Source organism: Nitrobacter sp. (assembly GCF_051535215.1).
GTDB lineage: Bacteria > Pseudomonadota > Alphaproteobacteria > Rhizobiales > Xanthobacteraceae > Nitrobacter.
Genome location: NZ_JBPPLY010000009.1, coordinates 15,874 through 32,362, shown reverse-complemented (window position 1 = coordinate 32,362; position 16,489 = coordinate 15,874). Strand labels below are relative to the sequence as shown.

The following is a 16,489-nucleotide window of genomic DNA, read 5'->3' as shown; positions in this document are numbered from 1 at the left end:
AGATCGCCGGAGATCGAGTAGATCTCATCGGAGCGGGTTGAGCCCTGATAATCCTGCGTGCCGTAGGTGAATCTGCCGACCGCGCTTAGCCAGCGGCGGAAATCGTGATCGACCTCGAAGGTATAGGTGCGCGTCAGCACGCCGGAGACGCCGGCCAGCGTGGATTCGTCCACCGAGGTGACGGAGATGAACTTCGCGGTGGTCAACGGCGTCGCCGACCACACCAGCGACGCGCTGGTGAGCAGGCCGGTCAACTGGTTGAGGCGCGGATCGGCGTAGCTCCGCGCGGCATAGCCGATCGAGGCCTCGCCGGTCAGCAGCCGCGTGAACTCGAAGCTGGTCCCGGCCTTGGCATAACCGCCGCTGGAATCGCGCTGGAAACCGTTGCGGTCGAGCCGCGTGTCGTGAACGCGTGTGTCCGCTTCGACTTCGCCGAACGGCTTGACCCCGGGCATCAGATCGTAGCTGACGCGCGCGATGCCGCCGTACTGGTTGAAGTTGCGGTCGTCGTTGGGCGTCGAAGTGCCGTCCGTCAGCCGCGAGTCCTGATACGTCGTGCGGTCCACGGTCCCGTTCAACGAGACTTGCAGGCGGTTGAAGTCGTGCTCGATGGCGGCCGTCCCGCCGGTGGTCGCAAAAAGCGGATACCGTGCGAGACCGGCCTGGATATTGGGACTGCCGGGATTGTCGGTACCGATCCGCAACCGCAGTTCCGAATTGACGCGGGTATCGTGCGTCACGTCGAGACGTCCATCAACCTTTCCGGTAAAATCCGGCCGATCTACATTCGTCGGCACCGGCGAGACGACAGGCTGACCGAAATTGTCGACCCTCGGCGGAAACGACCTCTCGTATCCCGTAAACGAGCCGCGCAGATCGGCGATGAGCGAGTGGCGTTCCCAATCGGAGGCGGCCACGAATTCGGGCGACACCATATAGAATGCCGACCCCTTCGGCTTGTCGAACCGGCCGGGATTGGTGTCGTAGCCGCCCGACAATTCCACCGCCGACTTGACGAGGAAACCTCCGACGTAATTGCCGACGGCGCCGAACGGATCGTCGTCACGCTTCAGGCGGCGGCGCGCGGGTTGTCCGCCCACGTTTCCTGCCATCGCCGGTGCGATCGGAGGCTTGTTGGCGGTCGACGACGGCGGCACTGACAATGGCGGCGGCGGTGGAACGGCGACGAAGTTGCCTGGGCCCGGCGGTAGCTTCGGTTTCGGCGCACCGGGATAGGGCTTCGGTTTCTTGCGCTTGCGATTGAGCGAGTCGTAACCGGTATCGCCGGCCCCCACTGCCGCCGACACGCCGTAATCGGGAATCCGGCCGATGCGCGAGGGGGCGGCTGTCGACGAGGTCGACGCCGGTTTATCGACGCCTCCCGCATCGCTGATCCGGCGCAGATCGGAATCCTGCGGTTGAAAAAATTCGCCACGGACCGGATTCATCAGATCGCGGGTGAGCGTTTGCGCCTCGGCCGCCAGACATCCGGGACCGATGAAGACAAGGCAGGCCAAAGCCGCACGCCATATTAATGCGCGCTGGCGGCAGCCCGTCGCTGGCCCCAAAGTCACGACCCGAAAAACTCCAGCAGAAACCTGCGCTTACGAAACACGCCGTGAAGGGCGGCTATCGTTAATGGAGTTAAAACAATTATGGTTAATGGGCCGTTGAGACCGGGAATGCTGCATCGCATCGTACACGCAGGCGTGCTAACTAAGCAGATCGCAACGGCGCTCATCCGTCTCATCGCGGAATCAGGCATGACCTCGCTAAAATCACGACCGACGACACCCGCCATGACCGATCAGGCGAGGGCCGCGATCGAGTCCGCGTTGCGGACGTTCGAGGCTGAGGCCGGCGGCGTGACTGCGCTTGCCGCGGCCCTGAATTCCGATCTCGGCCCTGCATTCGCCGCTGCCGCCGACATGATCCGCAGCGCCAAAGGGCGGCTGATCGTCACCGGTCTCGGCAAGTCCGGCCACATCGGCCGCAAGATCGCGGCGACTTTCGCTTCGACCGGAACGCCGGCCTTTTTCGTCCATGCGGCTGAAGCCAGTCACGGCGACCTCGGCATGATCACCGCCGACGATGTCATACTGGCGATGTCGTGGTCCGGCGAGCAGCCGGAGATGAAAAACCTCATCACCTATGCCAAGCGCTTTCGTATCGCCTTGATCGCGATGACCGCCGACCGCGAGTCCACGCTCGGCAAGGCGGCCGATGTCGTGCTGTTGCAGCCCAAGGCGCGCGAAGCCTGCCCGCATAATCTCGCGCCGACGACGTCGTCGCTGATGCAGCTTGCGCTCGGCGACGCGCTCGCCATCGCATTGCTGGAAGGCCGCGGCTTCACCTCGGTCGACTTCAGCGTGCTGCATCCCGGCGGCAAGCTCGGTGCGCTGCTGAAATACACCCGCGACCTCATGCATAGCGGCGACTCCGTTCCGCTGAAGCCGCTCGGCACCAAAATGTCAGAGGCCCTGGTCGAGATGACTTCGAAGGGCTTCGGTTGCGTCGGCATCGTGGATGGCCAGGGGCACCTCGTCGGCATCGTCACCGATGGCGACCTGCGCCGTCACATGCGCGCGGACCTGATGATCGCGCGCGTCGACGATGTCATGACCAAAAACCCCAAGACGATCGGACGCGACCTTCTGGCCGGCGAGACGCTGGAAATCCTCAACTCGTCGAAGATCACCGCGCTGATCGTGACTGACGAAAAAAAGCCCGTCGGCATCGTGCATCTGCACGACCTGCTGCGCGCCGGCGTGGCGTAATCGCCGCGGGCCGGGTTGCTACGCCACAGCCACCGTCAGGCGCGCGCCTTCGGCTTTCACGACCTTCACCCGGCTGCCCGCCGGCGCATCCGGTCCCGCCACCCGCCAGATGGTATCGTCGATGCGCACCGTGCCGGTCCCGTCGACGATCGGCTTCTCCAGCGTGAAGACGCGACCGACCAGCGCGTCGGCGCGCTTGTTGAGGAACGGGCTGTCGGCAGCCCCGGGCTTTGCCCGCGCCATGCGCCGCCACAGCGGCACTGCCGCGACGGCGAACACCGCGAACATCAGGATCTGCATCTGCCACGCCGGATCGAGGGCGAACGACAATAATCCGACAAGGAACGCGGCAAGGCCGAGCCAGAACAGGAACACGCCCGGCGTCAGCAATTCGAGTCCCATCAGGATGAGACCGAAGATGAGCCAGTTCCACGTCCCCAGCGAAACGAACATGTCGGTCATGGAAAGACGCTCCTGATCCTAACCCTGCGGCGGGACCGTCTGGGCCGGCGCGCCAGCGCTCGGCACCGCGCCGCGCCGCGTGGCCGCCGCCGGCGCCGCGCTGTCGCCGAAGGTTGCCTTGGCGATCTCTCCGATGCCGCCCAGCGAGGCCAGCATGCTGGTGGCCTCCAACGGCAGCATCACGACTTTCTGGTTCGGCGAGTTGGCAAGCTGGCCGAAGGCCTTGATGTATTTGTCGGCGATGAAGTAGTTCAGCGACGCCACGTCTCCCTTGGCGATCGCCTCGCTCACCATCCGCGTCGCTTTGGCCTCCGCTTCCGCCGATCGCTCGCGCGCCTCGGCATCGCGGAAGGCGGCTTCCTTGCGGCCTTCGGCTTCGAGGATCTGCGATTGCTTCTGGCCCTCGGCTTTAAGGATCGCCGACTGGCGCTGGCCTTCGGCCTGAAGAATGTCCGCGCGCTTCTCGCGTTCGGCCTTCATCTGCCGGCCCATCGCCTGCACGAGGTCGGCCGGCGGCACGATATCCTTGATCTCGATGCGGTTGACCTTGAGGCCCCACGGCGACACCGCGGCGTCCACCACCCGCAGCAGCCGCTCGTTGATCTCGTCGCGATGCGACAGCACCTGGTCGAGGTCCATCGCGCCCATCACCGAACGAATGTTGGTCATGGTCAACGTCACGATCGCCTGGTTGAGGTTCGCCACCTCATAGCTCGCCTTGGCGGCATCGAATACCTGATAGAAAGTCACGCCATCCACGGTGACGGTGGCGTTGTCCTTGGTGATGACCTCCTGCTTGGGAATTTCGATCACCTGCTCCATCATGTTCATCTTGCGCCCGACCCGGTCGATATAGGGCACGATGAGATTGAGGCCGGGATCGAGCGTCCGCGTGTACTTGCCGAACCGTTCGATGGTCCAGTCGTAGCCCTGCGGCACGGTCTTGACGCCGGCCAGCAGCGTCAGGATCACAAGCGCCACGAAAACAATCGCGAAAATATCGAACCCGGTCATGAATGTCTCCTGCGGGGGATCGCCCTTCGAGAAACGCGTGCGCCGTATCGTCTGGCGCGGACTGAAAGGCAGCAAAACTCCCGGTTTGGTCGCCACTCAAAGATGTATGGTTCGATTAGCGAAAAACGAGGCGGTGACAAAGCACCGTCATTCCGGAAGCCGCGGAGCGGCTATCCGGAATCCAGCAATCAAATGACGCATTCGATCTGGCCGGATTCCGGGTTCGGCGCTCTGCACCGCCCCGGAATGACGATCTATTCTAAATCCAGCCCTGAAGTTCGCGCAGCACCAGCTTCCGGATCACATCCATGCCAGGATCGCTGTCGTTCAGGCATGGAATGGCAGTGAACTCCTCGCCTCCGTTCTGGCGGAAGATATGCGCATTCTCCTGCGCGATTTCCTCCAGCGTCTCCAGACAATCCGCCGAGAAGCCCGGCGTGACGACGGCCAGCCGCTTCACGCCGTCCTTCGCCAATTTCTCGACGGTCTTGTCGGTGTAGGGCTGCAGCCACTCGTCGAAACCGAAACGCGACTGGAAGGTCAGCATCAGTTTGGACGCATCGAGTCCCATCCGCTTGCGCAGGGCCTCAGTGGTCGCGACGCATTGTCCCTGGTAGGGGTCGCCCTTTTCGATATAGGCCTGCGGCATGCCGTGGAATGAGGCCATGATGATTTCGGGCGTGAACGGCAGCGAAGCGAGATGCTGCTCGATCGAGACCGCCAGCGCGTCGATATAGTCGGGATCATCGTAGTACGGCGGCGTCACCCGCAGCGTCGGCTGCGCGCGCATATCGCTCAACACACGGAATGCCTCGTCGCACACGGTGGCGGAGGTCGCCGCCGAATATTGCGGATAGAGCGGCACCACCAGCAGCCTGTCGCAACCCTGGGCCGCCAGCGCCGCGATGCGCGATTGCATCGAGGGATTGCCATAGCGCATCGCCCAGTCGACGACGACGTGATCGTGGTCTGCGATAGCCGCCGCGAGTTTGTCCGACTGCGCCCGCGTGATGATCTTGATCGGCGACTCGTTGCGCTCGGTGTTCCAGATCTTCAGGTAGTCGAGCGCCTTGCGGCGCGGGCGGGTATTCAGAATGATGCCGTTCAGCACCAGCTTCCAGACCAGGCCCTGCTTCTCGATGACGCGCGGATCGGACAAAAATTCCTTCAGATAGATGCGCACGCCGCGGGCGTCGGCGGTGTCAGGCGTGCCGAGATTGACGAGCAGAACGCCGACGCGTCCCCGCGGCGTGCCCGCCGCGGTCCTGGCCTTTGCGATAGGAATAACAACCGTCATCCGTCTGGATTCGCGCGCCTGCCCGTTATTGTCAAGCCCGCGCAACTGCCGCTACTGTCTTCGAAACTGGCCGCGAAGGGAATTGCCATGACGGTCGCCGAATGGTGCGTTTTCGGGGCGGTCGTTCTGTATTTGGTAACGATCGTGCCGTTCAAGGCGATGGGCTCTCCCGGCTTCGACAATGCCCGTCCGCGCGATCCCGGATTCTACGCCGATCCGCTGCGCGCCCGCGCGCTCGGGGCGCACCTGAACGGCATCGAAACCTTTCCATTTTTCGCGGCAGCCGTGCTGCTTGCGGAATTTCGCGCCGTTCCCCAGCATCTGATCGACGAACTGGCGGTTCTGTTCCTGATCGTCCGTGCCGCTTACGTTTTCACCTATATCGGCGACCGGCCGACGCTGCGCTCGATCCTCTGGGGCCTCGGCTTTGCGATCAACACCGCGATCTTCTTCCTCCCGCTGATCCGGCGCTATGCACATTTCTGAATATTCCGAACCGGGTCTCCCAAACAGAACACCGCGCCGGACAAGTTCCGGTCACGCCGCCTGCGGCGTCGAGAGCAGCCCACGACGGCGCAACAGCGCGTCGGCTTCCGGCTTGCGGCCGCGGAACGCGACATAGGCCTCTTCGGGATCGCGCGAGCCGCCCGACGAATAGATGTCGTCGTGCAGCCGCTTTGCGGTCGCCGGATCGAAGATGTCGCCGGCCTCCTCGAAGGCGCCGAAAGCATCGGCATCCATCACCTCCGACCACATGTAACTGTAATAGCCTGCAGCATAGTGATCTCCGGAGAAGATGTGGCCGAACTGGGTCGGACGATGCCGCATTGCGATTTCCGCCGGCATGCCGATCTTCTCCAGTTCCGCACGCTCAAAGGCCCCGACATCGCGAACCGCCGACGCCGGCTGGCTGTGGAACTCGAGATCCAGAAGCGCCGAGGCGACGAATTCCACGGTAGCGAAGCCCTGGTTGAATTGTCGCGCGGCGAGGAAACGCGTGAGCAGATCATCGGGCAAAGGTTCGCCGGTCTGATAGTGCCTGGCGAATTGCCGCAGCACCTGCGGCTGCTCCTGCCAGTGCTCGTAAAGCTGTGAGGGCAGTTCGACGAAATCGGTGAACACGCTGGTGCCCGACAGCGAGGGATAGGTGACGTTCGAGAGCATGCCGTGCAGGCCGTGGCCGAACTCATGGAACAGGGTGCGCGCATCGTCCGGCGACAGCAGCGCGGGCTCACCCTCGGAGCCTTTGGCGAAGTTGCAAACGTTGATCACCAGCGGCGCGACGTCGCCGTCGAGCTTCTGCTGGTCGCGCAGCGACGTCATCCACGCGCCGGACCGCTTCGAGGCGCGCGCGAAATAATCTCCGTAGAACAGCGCCTGATGCCTGCCGGTGGCATCTTTCACCTCCCAGACCCGGACGTCCGGATGCCAGACCGGGATGTCCTTGCGTTCGGAAAAGGTAAGCCCGAACAGCCGATGCGCACAGTCGAAGGCGGCGTCGATCATGCCCTCCAGCGTCAGATACGGCTTGATCGCATCGTCGTCGAAGTCGGCGCGGATCTGCCGCAGCTTCTCGGCGTAGTAGCGCCAGTCCCACGGCGCGAGGGTGAAGTTGCCGCCCTCCTCGGTGATCAGGTCCTGCAAGGCGTCGCGGTCTGCGAACGCCCGCTCGCGTGCCGGCTTCCAGACCCGCTCCAGGAGATTGCGGGCGGCCTCAGGCGTCCGCGCCATGGAGTCCTCGAAGCGATAGGCGGCGAAAGTCGGATAGCCCAGCAGCTTCGCCCGCTCCTCGCGGAGAGCGAGGACTTCCGGGATCACGGCGTTGTTGTCATGGGCGTTGCCGTTATCGCCGCGCGCCGTGAACGCCTTGTAGACCTTTTCGCGCAGGTCGCGCCGACGCGAACTCTTCAGGAACGGCTCAACGGACGAACGCGACGTGGTGACCACGGCCTTGCCGGCGAGCCCACGCTCTTCGGCGGCAGCGCGCGCCGCCGCAACGAAGCTGTCAGGCAGGCCGTCGAGGTCATCCTCGCCGAGTTCCAGAAACCAGGCCTGCTCGTCGCCGAGCAGGTTGTGGCTGAAGGTGGTGCCGAGTTGCGCGAGACGTTCATTGATTTCGGCCATCCGCGTCTTGGCGGCCTCGTCGAGGCCGGCGCCGGCGCGATGGAAGCGGATATAGGTGCGTTCCAGAAGTCGCAACTGCTCCCCCGTCAGGCCGAGCGACGCGCGATTCTGATAAACCTGCGCGATGCGGCCGAACAGCACCGCGTTCATCATGATCGGGTTCCAGTGCCGAGCCATCCGCAAGGTGACATCCTTGTCGATCTCGAGCAGCACCGGATTGGAGTGTGCCGACACCAGATCATAGAACACCGCCGACACTTTCGTGAGCAGCTTGCCCGAACGCTCCAGCGCGGTGACGGTGTTGGCGAAGTCCGGCGCCGACGGATCGTGGGTGATGGCGGCGATCTCGGCGGCATGATCGGCAAACGCCTGCTCGAAAGCCGGCAGGAAGTGTTCAGGCGCGATCTCGGCGAACGGCGGGGTCTGAAAAGGCGTTTGCCACGCTTTCAGCAGCGGATTATCCAGACCGGCAGCGGTAGGCAGCGATTGAGGCGTGTCTGACATGAGGCTCCTGCTTTTGCCTTTGCCGTTGCCGCGCATTTGCCGCTATCCGGAGGCATCGGAACTATAACACGCGATGCGACCTTTTTGGTCCATTGGCGCTTGCCGCGGGCGGCATTTTCGGAGAGATTGCCGCCAATAACGGGACCCTTGATATGAACTCGCAACCGTCCGCTTCCACCTCGCGCCAGATCATCTGGCCAAGCGTCATCACCGTCATCTCGGCGGCGATTCTGATCGGCGCGGAAGTGTTCGGCGCGGCGTTCGCCGGCGGCTGGGCGCTCGCCATCCTGTTCGGTCTCAGCGAAATGGAGGCGCACATCCTCCAGGCAGTGCTGTTCGTGATCGGCGTGTTCGTGATGATCAACTTCATCCGCGCCGCCCAGCGCGTCGAACCCTTCGTGCGTCGCGGTTGACGGAAATCGCTGCGGCACAGGGCTAACTTGCCCGCCTGCAAGCGCGCGCTTCTTACACTTCATTAAACAATCTAAACATCCGTTCATCTTCAGCGCGTGGCTCTGCGTCTCTAATGACCGCATCGTGGAGAAACCCGTCTCCGCGGCAAAAAATTTCTTGCGAAGCCGGGTCAAAAGACATATCTCCGCTTCTGCCCAATTTCGCACGTGCCTGTGGTCGTGTGTCAGTCGGTAGGTATCCGGACAAGAGGCCGGACAGCCGCCAAGGGTGAAGTCGCCGAGGTCGCTCAGGTCGGTCCGATCCGATCGAACTGAGAGGCCAGCATCTCTCTCCAGGGATGCCGTCAAGGCGCTTTGCTCCTTGCAACCGTGACTGGCAGCCGGAGGCGAACCGGCGCACCCCGCTCTCAACGGGGGACGCGACTTAAAGCAACGACGGATCGGGCTTTTTTGGTCTCTACCGGCCTTCCACCGCCGGCGCGGGCTACTGAAAAGGCTTGTCCTTCATTGCCAGGTGTGCGGGCGGGATCATCCCAACCAATCCACGGCAGCACAGTTGGTTTGAACGCAAGGCTCTGTCGCGCCTCCATCGTGCGGCACGGCCTGAACGTTCACACCGACATCATTTTGAACGAGTCCGTCGCTGGACCGTTTGGAGGGTGCTATGACCGAACGCATTCAGGAATTCCTGCGCGATCGCCGCAACAAAGGCAACGACACCGAGCCCTGCCTCGTGGTCGATCTCGACGTCGTGCGCGACAACTACCAGACCTTCGCGAAGGCGTTGCCGGATTCGCGCGTGTTCTATGCGGTGAAGGCCAACCCGGCGCCCGAGGTGCTGACCCTGCTTGCTTCGCTCGGCTCGTGCTTCGACACCGCAACCGTCGCGGAGATCGAGATGGCGCTGGCCGCCGGCGCGACGCCGGACCGCATCTCCTTCGGCAACACCATCAAGAAGGAGCGCGACATCGCGCGCGCCTACGCGCTCGGCATTCGCCTGTTCGCAGTCGACTGCACCGCCGAGGTCGAGAAGATCGCGCGCGTCGCGCCGGCTGCGAAGGTGTTCTGCCGCATCCTCTATGATTGCGCCGGCGCCGAGTGGCCGCTGTCGCGCAAGTTCGGCTGCGATCCGGAAATGGCGGTCGACGTGCTCGACCTCGCCAAGCGCCTGAATCTCGAGCCGGTCGGCATCTCGTTCCATGTCGGCTCACAGCAACGCAAGGTGAAGGCGTGGGACCGCGCGCTCGCGATGGCGTCGCAGGTGTTCCGCGACTGCGCCGAGCGCGGAATCAACCTGACCATGGTCAACATGGGCGGGGGCTTCCCGACCAGGTACCTCAAGGACGTTCCGCCGGTCGTGCAGTACGGCCGGTCGATCTTCCGTGCGCTGCGCAAGCACTTCGGCAACCAGATCCCGGAGACCATCATCGAGCCGGGCCGCGGCATGGTTGGCAATGCCGGCGTGATCGAGGCGGAAGTCGTTCTGATCTCGAAGAAGAGCGACGACGACGAGAACCGCTGGGTCTATCTCGACATCGGCAAGTTCGGCGGCCTTGCCGAAACCATGGACGAGTCGATCCGCTACGCCATCAGGACGCGGCATGACGGCGCCGAGATGACGCCATGCGTGCTGGCCGGGCCAACCTGCGACTCGGCCGACGTGCTCTATGAAAAGCAGCCGTATCCGCTTCCGGTGACGCTCGAGATCGGCGACAAGCTGCTGATCGAAGGCACCGGCGCCTATACGTCGACTTACTCCTCGGTGGCCTTCAACGGCTTCCCGCCGCTGAAGACGTACCACATCTGAGTGCAAGCTCTCCCGTTCGCGGGAGATAAACGAGAACCGGAAGCCGGACCTCCGGCTTCCACCCCGTCACAATCGTTTTGCTGACAACTCCGCGGCCATTGGTCCGCCGGAGTGGGGATTGACGCGCCATGACTGCTGTTCTGACCAAGATCGCCAATCACATCGAAGCCACTCCGTTTGTCGTCCGCGCCGAGCGCCCTTCGGACGTCGCCACGCGCGAGGCGCTGCTTGACGCGAGCTTCGGCGAAAACCGCCATGCGCGCACTTGTCAGCGCCTGCGTGAGGGACGGAACCCGGCCGAAGGTCTCGCCTTTACGGCGACGCATCGAGGCAAACTGATCGGGACCGTACGATTGTGGCACGTCACCGCCGGCGATATTCCGGCGCTGATGCTCGGGCCGCTCGCGGTCGATGCATCCTGCCGCGGGCTTGGCGTCGGCGCCGCGTTGATGACGCGCGCGCTCAGTGTCGCGCGGACGCGCGGCCATGGCGCGGTGATTCTGCTCGGCGATGCGCCGTATTATTCGCGCTTCGGCTTCTCCGCGCTCGGGATCCGCAGCCTGTCCCTGCCGGGACCGTTCGAACGCAACCGGTTGCTGGGGCTTGAATTGCGCCCGGGCGCGCTGAAAGGCGCCTCGGGTCTGATTACAGCGACCGGCGTTATTGCGCCGGGAGCGCGGAAAGATCATGCGCGACGGCGGCCGCTACCGCGGGCGGCATGAACGGGGTCAGATAAAGCCCGCCGGCGCGCGATGCCTTGATCATCGCGACACGCGCCAAGATGTCGCGGCCCGCGCATTGACATCCCCGCGGAGCGCCCTACTTTTGAATGATGATGTCGAACGCTTGCAATAACCGTTGGTTGCTGCGCGCAGGTCACCTCCAAGCAGGACGGTGACCCGGACGGACGCGCGCGTCCGTGCCGTCCGGGATAGTTCGACTGCATCCCTAAACCGAACACTTCATCATCCCGGCACGTTGAGCGATGCGTCTTTCGTCGCGAGCCGTGCCAGCCGGGTCGCGTGATCGCACCGATCCCGACACGGCCAATTCGCGGTGAACACCATGCTGGACAATCTGCAGACCCGCCTTCCCGCCATCGCCATCAGCGCGCGCGATGTCGACCGCCTGCGCCTTCTTGCCGAAGCCGCGATGGAAAAATATCCGGCGACGGCGGAATTTCTTGCGCGCGAAATCGATCGCGCCGAAATCATTCCGGCCGATCGATCCGCGGGCAACGTCGTGACGATGCAGTCTGAAGTGACGTTCGTCGATGACATCAGCGGCCAGCAGCGAACGGTCACTCTGGTTTACCCGGAAGAGGCCGACGTGGATGCCGGCAAGATCTCGATCCTCACGCCTATCGGCGCGGCCCTCATCGGCCTGTCTGCGGGACAAAGCATCGAGTTCCAGACGCCGTCCGGCGGATGGCGTTCGCTGACGGTGAGTGCCGTCGGGTGATGCCAAGCGATCCGTAGCACTTGGGTGGCACTGTAACGTGCGTCGTCTCGCGCGGCGGATTCGTACGTTACGTTATAAAATATCACCGCGATGACAGCGCCTGCCGCCGTCGCCAGAACTCCCGGCCGATGCCAAAGCGTTTTCGAGCGAAGCATGTCCTCGGGCTTAACTTGAGGGTGGATACCGGTTCGCGTGAGAAAACGCGTCAAAACAAATCACAGAGCCTCGCTTCTGATACCATCAGAAGCGAAAAGGCTCTAGACTTGGCATATGCAGGGCAGCCATCGTCACGACACCCCCGACCACGATCATGCGCGCCATGGGCACGATCATGACGGGCATGATCACGGCGCGCATGGTCATTGCGGCCATGCCCACGCCACGGACTTCGGCCGCGCCTTCGTCATCGGGATCGGCCTGAATACCGCGTTCGTTCTCGTCGAGGCCGGCTACGGCTTCGCCGCGAATTCCACGGCGCTTCTTGCGGATGCGGGACACAATCTGTCCGACGTGCTCGGATTGGTCGTTGCGTGGATCGCGGCCGTGCTGTCGCGGCGCCCGCCGACGCCGCGCCTGACTTATGGCCTGCGCAAAACCTCGATCCTGGCCGCGCTCGTGAACGCGATCCTCCTGCTGGTTGCATGCGGCGCGATCCTGCTCGAAGCGATCCAGCGGCTGCTCCATCCCGAACCGATCGCAAGCCTGACGGTGATGGTGGTTGCCGCGATCGGGATTGTCATCAACGGCATCACCGCATGGCTGTTCGCATCGGGCCGCAACACCGACCTCAATATTCGCGGCGCCTACCTGCACATGATGGCGGATGCCGCCGTCTCGCTTGGCGTTGTTCTGGCCGCCGCGGCGATGCTGATGACGGGATGGTTGTGGCTCGATCCGGCGATGAGTCTTGTCATTGTCGCTGTCATCGTCTGGGGCACGTGGGGCCTTTTGCGCGAAAGCACCGCGATGACGCTGGCAGCGGTGCCTTCCGGCATCGATCCGACTGCCGTGCGCACCTTCCTCGGCGAGCATCCCGGCGTTGCGTCGATCCACGACCTCCATATCTGGCCGATGAGCACCACCGAAACCGCGCTGACCGCGCATCTGGTCATGCCGGCGGGAAATCCCGGCGATGCATTTCTGACCGAAACCTGCCGCGAACTGCAGCGCCGCTTCGGCATCGGCCACGCAACACTGCAAATCGAGACATCGGACGGCGTCGATTGCGCCCTCGCGCCCGATCACGTGGTGTGATCACGTAACATTCATGATTGAATATCCGCTGGCGACTCGCGCGACTGCGCGCGGGACTTGATTTCATCGGCGTTTTGTCGTTTTCAGGAGCGCCCGCGGCCGCCTTCTGCCGGCTCGCAATTTTCCGACAATCTGGAGAGTCATGATGTCGTCCAATGCTTCGTCCGTGCATGCGCGCATCACCGGCCCGATCGTCATGATCGGTTTCGGTTCGATCGGCAAAGGCACCCTGCCGCTGATCGAGAAGCATTTTGAATTCGACAAATCCCGCTTCGTCATCATCGATCCGCACGCGGACGACACGCTGGCGAAAAAACATGGCGTCAAATTCATCAGGCAGGCTATCACGCGCGACAACTATCACGACGTCCTTGTCCCGCTGCTGACACAAGGCGGCGGCCAGGGCTTCTGCGTCAATCTGTCCGTCGACACCGGGTCCGTCGATCTCATGACCATGTGCCGCGAGATCGGATCGCTTTACATCGACACGGTGGTCGAGCCGTGGCTCGGATTCTATTTCGACAAGAGCGCCGGTCCGGAAAAGCGCTCCAACTACGCGTTGCGCGAAACGCTGCTGGCCGCCAAGCGCAGGAGCGAGGGCGGCACCACCGCGGTCTCCACCTGCGGCGCCAACCCCGGCATGGTGTCGTGGTTCGTCAAGCAGGCGCTGCTCGATATCGCGCGCGATACCAAGACGGAGTACAACGAACCGAAGAGCCGCGAAGGCTGGGGCCAGCTCGCCCACAAGCTCGGCGTCAAGGGCATCCACATCGCCGAGCGCGACACCCAGCGCGCCAAGACGCCGAAGCCGATGAACGTGTTCGTCAACACCTGGTCGGTCGAAGGATTCGTCTCCGAGGGCTTGCAGCCGGCCGAACTCGGCTGGGGCACCCACGAGACATGGATGCCGGAAAACGGCCGCAAACACGACACGGGATGTCAGGCCGCGATCTATCTGCTGCAGCCGGGAGCCAACACCCGCGTGCGCTCATGGTGCCCGACACCGGGAGCGCAATACGGGTTTCTGGTCACGCACAACGAATCGATCTCGATCGCGGACTATTTCACCGTGCGCGACGGACAGAACGTGATCTATCGCCCGACCTGCCATTACGCCTATCATCCGGCGAACGACGCCGTGCTGTCGCTGCACGAGATGTTCGGCGCGGAAGGCAGAATGCAGCCGAAGTGGCATATTCTGGATGAGACCGAGATCGTCGACGGCATCGACGAGCTTGGCGTGCTGGTCTATGGCCACGGCAAGAACGCCTACTGGTACGGCTCGCAATTGTCGATCGAGGAAACCCGCCGCGTCGCGCCCTATCAGAACGCTACCGGCATGCAGGTCTCCTCCGCGGTGCTGGCGGGCATGGTATGGGCACTGGAGAATCCTGAAGCCGGTATTGTCGAAGCGGATGAAATCGACTTTCGTCGTTGTCTCGAAATCCAGCGGCCCTATCTCGGGCCGGTGAAAGGCTTCTACACCGACTGGACGCCGCTCACTGATCGTCCGGGTCTTTTTCCCGAAGACATCGACACCTCCGATCCCTGGCAATTCCGGAACGTGCTGGTGCGGTGATCCAATCATCGTCATTCCGCGATGCAGGCGCGTGCCCGCAGCTCTGGAAATTACGAGATGACGGATAGCCGGAATGCGAGTCCGATACTGCGTATCATCCCGGCATGACCAGTCGTGGATACCGAATCGCGCTTTTGCTTCGATGTCCGCGGGAACCAGCGAGAGTACCGCTGCCTACTTTTCCTTGATCGGCGGTGCAGTCTTCTCGGCTGGCGCAGGAGGAAGCGCCGGCTGAGCACCCGCCTTTTGCGCCTCGGCATCCGGCTGGGCGGGCTCCGGCGCGGGCGTGGTGGGACGCGTGCCGCCCGGCTTGGCTTCCGCAGGTCCGTTCTGTTTACCGGCAGGTACGACCGGAGCCGTTTGCGTAACCTGCGCCGATTCCGACTCTCCTTGCGCAAGTTGCATCAGGAAGGCGCCGGGCATCGCCATCCCGCCCGCGACAACGGCAACCGCAATCGCGAAATCTTTTCTCGCGTTGCGTTTCCTCGCCCTGGTGCTGCGTTCGCTGACGGACATCGACTCACCATAAATCCTTTCGCAGGACTAACGGTTCGACGCCGGCCAGGTTCCTTCCGGAACCTAACGCCCGCGAACCAGACCAACGAACGATGAGTCAGTTTGCGCGTTTCGTTTCTGATGAAATCAGAAGCGAGGCTCTCCCTGATTTTGTTTTGACGCGTTTTTGACGCGAACAATACCCATCCTCGAAGGCAAGCCCAAGGACATACTCCGCTTGAAACGCTGCAGAGACGGATTCGAAGACAGGATTCTTTGAAGGCTAGAGATCAACCAGTCCCGCGTCGCCGTTTTGAAGCGCAAAAGCCAGCATGGAGCCCTTCGCGTTCCAGGCCAGCGCTGCGACAGGTGCGTCGCCGTCGCGGCGAACGGCCACCTTGGCGCCGTTGGCAATCTTAACCATCAGGATAACGCCGTTCTCGTAGCCGGCGGCAAGGAAGTCCTGCGTGGGGTGGAATGCAACCGCGGTGACGCGCGCCTGCAATTGCGCCAACATCAGCGGCTCCTTGTCCATTGGGCCGTCTTTGCTGGCGAACGGCCACACCACCACCCGGTCGGCTCCGGATGTGGCCAGCGCTTTTCCACCCGGACTCCATGACAGCGATTTGACGCGGCTCGGGTAGCCGGTCATCTGCATGTGCTGCGCGTCCGCCAGCCGCCAGCCGTGCAGCGCCGGCTCGTGCATGGCGGTGACGATGAACCTGCTGTCGGGGCTGAACATCACGCCGAGGTGCGAGCCGGCCCATTCCAGCCGCTCCGGCTCCGCCGTCATGTTCGGAAACCACAAGGTCACGCCGTTGTAATGCGCGAGCGCGAGCCGCAGGCCTTTCGGTGCGAAGGCGAGTCCGCCGACGCTCGATGGCGCTTCGATCGACTTATCCTCGCCCTTGACCCCGCGCACGAACGCGGTCTTGCCGACCGACCACGCGATCGCGCCGTCCGGATGAACCGCGACGTTGTCGATCCAGCGGCGTTTTGCGTCGGTCACAAGGACCGAACTCTCGCCTTTCATGTCGAGCGCGACAACCTTGCCGTCATCGCCGCCGGTAATGATCCGTTTGCCATCCGAAACCGACGACAGGATCGCGCCGCCATGAACGGCCGCCGCGACCTTCTCGCCGTCGCTGGAAACCAGCGTGATCGTTTCCTCGTCCCCAATGAAGGCGGCGCGGTCGCCGATGAAATACACGGCGGCAACCGGCATGCCGATGGCAACGGGACGCACGCGTTCGCCGATCGTGGTGATGGAATTCTGCTGCGGAGCGCTGGAGACGGTCATCA

The 16,489-nt window shown here is 63.2% G+C and carries 15 protein-coding genes; 8 read left to right on the top strand and 7 right to left on the bottom strand.

All coding sequences use genetic code 11. The annotated features are described in order from the left end of the window. Nucleotides 1–1,574 (bottom strand): outer membrane beta-barrel protein (locus ACS3WB_RS10580; RefSeq protein WP_438275521.1); only part of this gene is annotated, 1,574 nt, incomplete at its 3' end. Between the two features lie 189 nt (nt 1,575–1,763). Between ACS3WB_RS10580 and ACS3WB_RS10575 the strand changes: the two genes are divergently transcribed. Next, nucleotides 1,764–2,777, top strand: coding sequence for a KpsF/GutQ family sugar-phosphate isomerase (locus ACS3WB_RS10575; RefSeq protein WP_438275520.1), 1,014 nt, complete (start codon nt 1,764–1,766; stop codon nt 2,775–2,777). Nucleotides 2,778–2,795: 18 nt separating this feature from the next. Here ACS3WB_RS10575 and ACS3WB_RS10570 read toward each other — a convergent pair whose 3' ends face one another. From ACS3WB_RS10570 to hemH, 3 genes are all read right to left on the bottom strand, one after another. Then, a complete protein-coding gene (locus ACS3WB_RS10570) occupies nt 2,796–3,239 on the bottom strand; it encodes an NfeD family protein (protein WP_438275519.1) in 444 nt (147 codons plus the stop codon). Nucleotides 3,240–3,257: 18 nt separating this feature from the next. Beyond that, nucleotides 3,258–4,253, bottom strand: coding sequence for an SPFH domain-containing protein (locus tag ACS3WB_RS10565; RefSeq protein WP_438275518.1), 996 nt, complete (start codon nt 4,251–4,253; stop codon nt 3,258–3,260). Between the two features lie 259 nt (nt 4,254–4,512). Beyond that, nucleotides 4,513–5,550, bottom strand: coding sequence for a ferrochelatase (gene hemH / locus ACS3WB_RS10560; protein ID WP_438275517.1), 1,038 nt, complete (start codon nt 5,548–5,550; stop codon nt 4,513–4,515). Nucleotides 5,551–5,637: 87 nt separating this feature from the next. Between hemH and ACS3WB_RS10555 the strand changes: the two genes are divergently transcribed. After that, a complete protein-coding gene (locus ACS3WB_RS10555; protein WP_438275516.1) occupies nt 5,638–6,036 on the top strand; it encodes an MAPEG family protein in 399 nt (132 codons plus the stop codon). Between the two features lie 51 nt (nt 6,037–6,087). Here ACS3WB_RS10555 and ACS3WB_RS10550 read toward each other — a convergent pair whose 3' ends face one another. Then, on the bottom strand, nt 6,088–8,178 hold the full coding sequence (locus ACS3WB_RS10550) for a M3 family metallopeptidase (RefSeq protein ID WP_438275515.1): 2,091 nt from the start codon (nt 8,176–8,178) through the stop codon (nt 6,088–6,090). Nucleotides 8,179–8,330: 152 nt separating this feature from the next. Between ACS3WB_RS10550 and ACS3WB_RS10545 the strand changes: the two genes are divergently transcribed. The 6 genes from ACS3WB_RS10545 to ACS3WB_RS10520 all read left to right on the top strand — a co-directional run bounded on the left by ACS3WB_RS10545 (nt 8,331) and on the right by ACS3WB_RS10520 (nt 14,692). After that, a complete protein-coding gene (locus ACS3WB_RS10545; protein WP_438275514.1) occupies nt 8,331–8,591 on the top strand; it encodes a hypothetical protein in 261 nt (86 codons plus the stop codon). A gap of 664 nt (nt 8,592–9,255) precedes the next feature. After that, on the top strand, nt 9,256–10,398 hold the full coding sequence (locus tag ACS3WB_RS10540) for a type III PLP-dependent enzyme (RefSeq protein ID WP_438275513.1): 1,143 nt from the start codon (nt 9,256–9,258) through the stop codon (nt 10,396–10,398). A gap of 128 nt (nt 10,399–10,526) precedes the next feature. Continuing rightward, on the top strand, nt 10,527–11,120 hold the full coding sequence (locus ACS3WB_RS10535) for a GNAT family N-acetyltransferase (RefSeq protein WP_438275512.1): 594 nt from the start codon (nt 10,527–10,529) through the stop codon (nt 11,118–11,120). A gap of 343 nt (nt 11,121–11,463) precedes the next feature. Next, nucleotides 11,464–11,859, top strand: a complete 396-nt coding sequence (gene rnk / locus ACS3WB_RS10530; protein WP_438275511.1) for a nucleoside diphosphate kinase regulator — start codon at nt 11,464–11,466, stop codon at nt 11,857–11,859. Nucleotides 11,860–12,129: 270 nt separating this feature from the next. After that, complete coding sequence (locus ACS3WB_RS10525) at nt 12,130–13,113, top strand: cation diffusion facilitator family transporter (RefSeq protein WP_438275510.1); 984 nt, start codon at nt 12,130–12,132, stop codon at nt 13,111–13,113. A 142-nt stretch (nt 13,114–13,255) separates the two neighbouring features. Continuing rightward, nucleotides 13,256–14,692: a homospermidine synthase gene (locus ACS3WB_RS10520; RefSeq protein ID WP_438275509.1), complete on the top strand. Its 1,437-nt coding sequence runs from the start codon at nt 13,256–13,258 to the stop codon at nt 14,690–14,692. A gap of 174 nt (nt 14,693–14,866) precedes the next feature. Here ACS3WB_RS10520 and ACS3WB_RS10515 read toward each other — a convergent pair whose 3' ends face one another. Then, nucleotides 14,867–15,208, bottom strand: coding sequence for a hypothetical protein (locus ACS3WB_RS10515; RefSeq protein WP_438275508.1), 342 nt, complete (start codon nt 15,206–15,208; stop codon nt 14,867–14,869). Between the two features lie 262 nt (nt 15,209–15,470). Continuing rightward, nucleotides 15,471–16,487, bottom strand: a complete 1,017-nt coding sequence (locus tag ACS3WB_RS10510) for a WD40 repeat domain-containing protein (protein WP_438275507.1) — start codon at nt 16,485–16,487, stop codon at nt 15,471–15,473. Nucleotides 16,488–16,489 lie beyond the last annotated feature (2 nt).

Bases quoted from the DNA above. Each gene is read 5' to 3' on its own strand.
- ACS3WB_RS10575 (WP_438275520.1), top strand. From the start codon at position 1,764: ATGACCTCGCTAAAATCACGACCGACGACACCCGCCATGACCGATCAG.
- ACS3WB_RS10520 (WP_438275509.1), top strand. From the start codon at position 13,256: ATGATGTCGTCCAATGCTTCGTCCGTGCATGCGCGCATCACCGGCCCG.
- hemH (WP_438275517.1), bottom strand. From the start codon at position 5,550: ATGACGGTTGTTATTCCTATCGCAAAGGCCAGGACCGCGGCGGGCACG.
- ACS3WB_RS10510 (WP_438275507.1), bottom strand. From the start codon at position 16,487: ATGACCGTCTCCAGCGCTCCGCAGCAGAATTCCATCACCACGATCGGC.
- rnk (WP_438275511.1), top strand. From the start codon at position 11,464: ATGCTGGACAATCTGCAGACCCGCCTTCCCGCCATCGCCATCAGCGCG.
- ACS3WB_RS10535 (WP_438275512.1), top strand. From the start codon at position 10,527: ATGACTGCTGTTCTGACCAAGATCGCCAATCACATCGAAGCCACTCCG.
- ACS3WB_RS10545 (WP_438275514.1), top strand. From the start codon at position 8,331: ATGAACTCGCAACCGTCCGCTTCCACCTCGCGCCAGATCATCTGGCCA.
- ACS3WB_RS10555 (WP_438275516.1), top strand. From the start codon at position 5,638: ATGACGGTCGCCGAATGGTGCGTTTTCGGGGCGGTCGTTCTGTATTTG.
- ACS3WB_RS10540 (WP_438275513.1), top strand. From the start codon at position 9,256: ATGACCGAACGCATTCAGGAATTCCTGCGCGATCGCCGCAACAAAGGC.
- ACS3WB_RS10570 (WP_438275519.1), bottom strand. From the start codon at position 3,239: ATGACCGACATGTTCGTTTCGCTGGGGACGTGGAACTGGCTCATCTTC.
- ACS3WB_RS10515 (WP_438275508.1), bottom strand. From the start codon at position 15,208: ATGTCCGTCAGCGAACGCAGCACCAGGGCGAGGAAACGCAACGCGAGA.
- ACS3WB_RS10565 (WP_438275518.1), bottom strand. From the start codon at position 4,253: ATGACCGGGTTCGATATTTTCGCGATTGTTTTCGTGGCGCTTGTGATC.
- ACS3WB_RS10525 (WP_438275510.1), top strand. From the start codon at position 12,130: ATGCAGGGCAGCCATCGTCACGACACCCCCGACCACGATCATGCGCGC.
- ACS3WB_RS10550 (WP_438275515.1), bottom strand. From the start codon at position 8,178: ATGTCAGACACGCCTCAATCGCTGCCTACCGCTGCCGGTCTGGATAAT.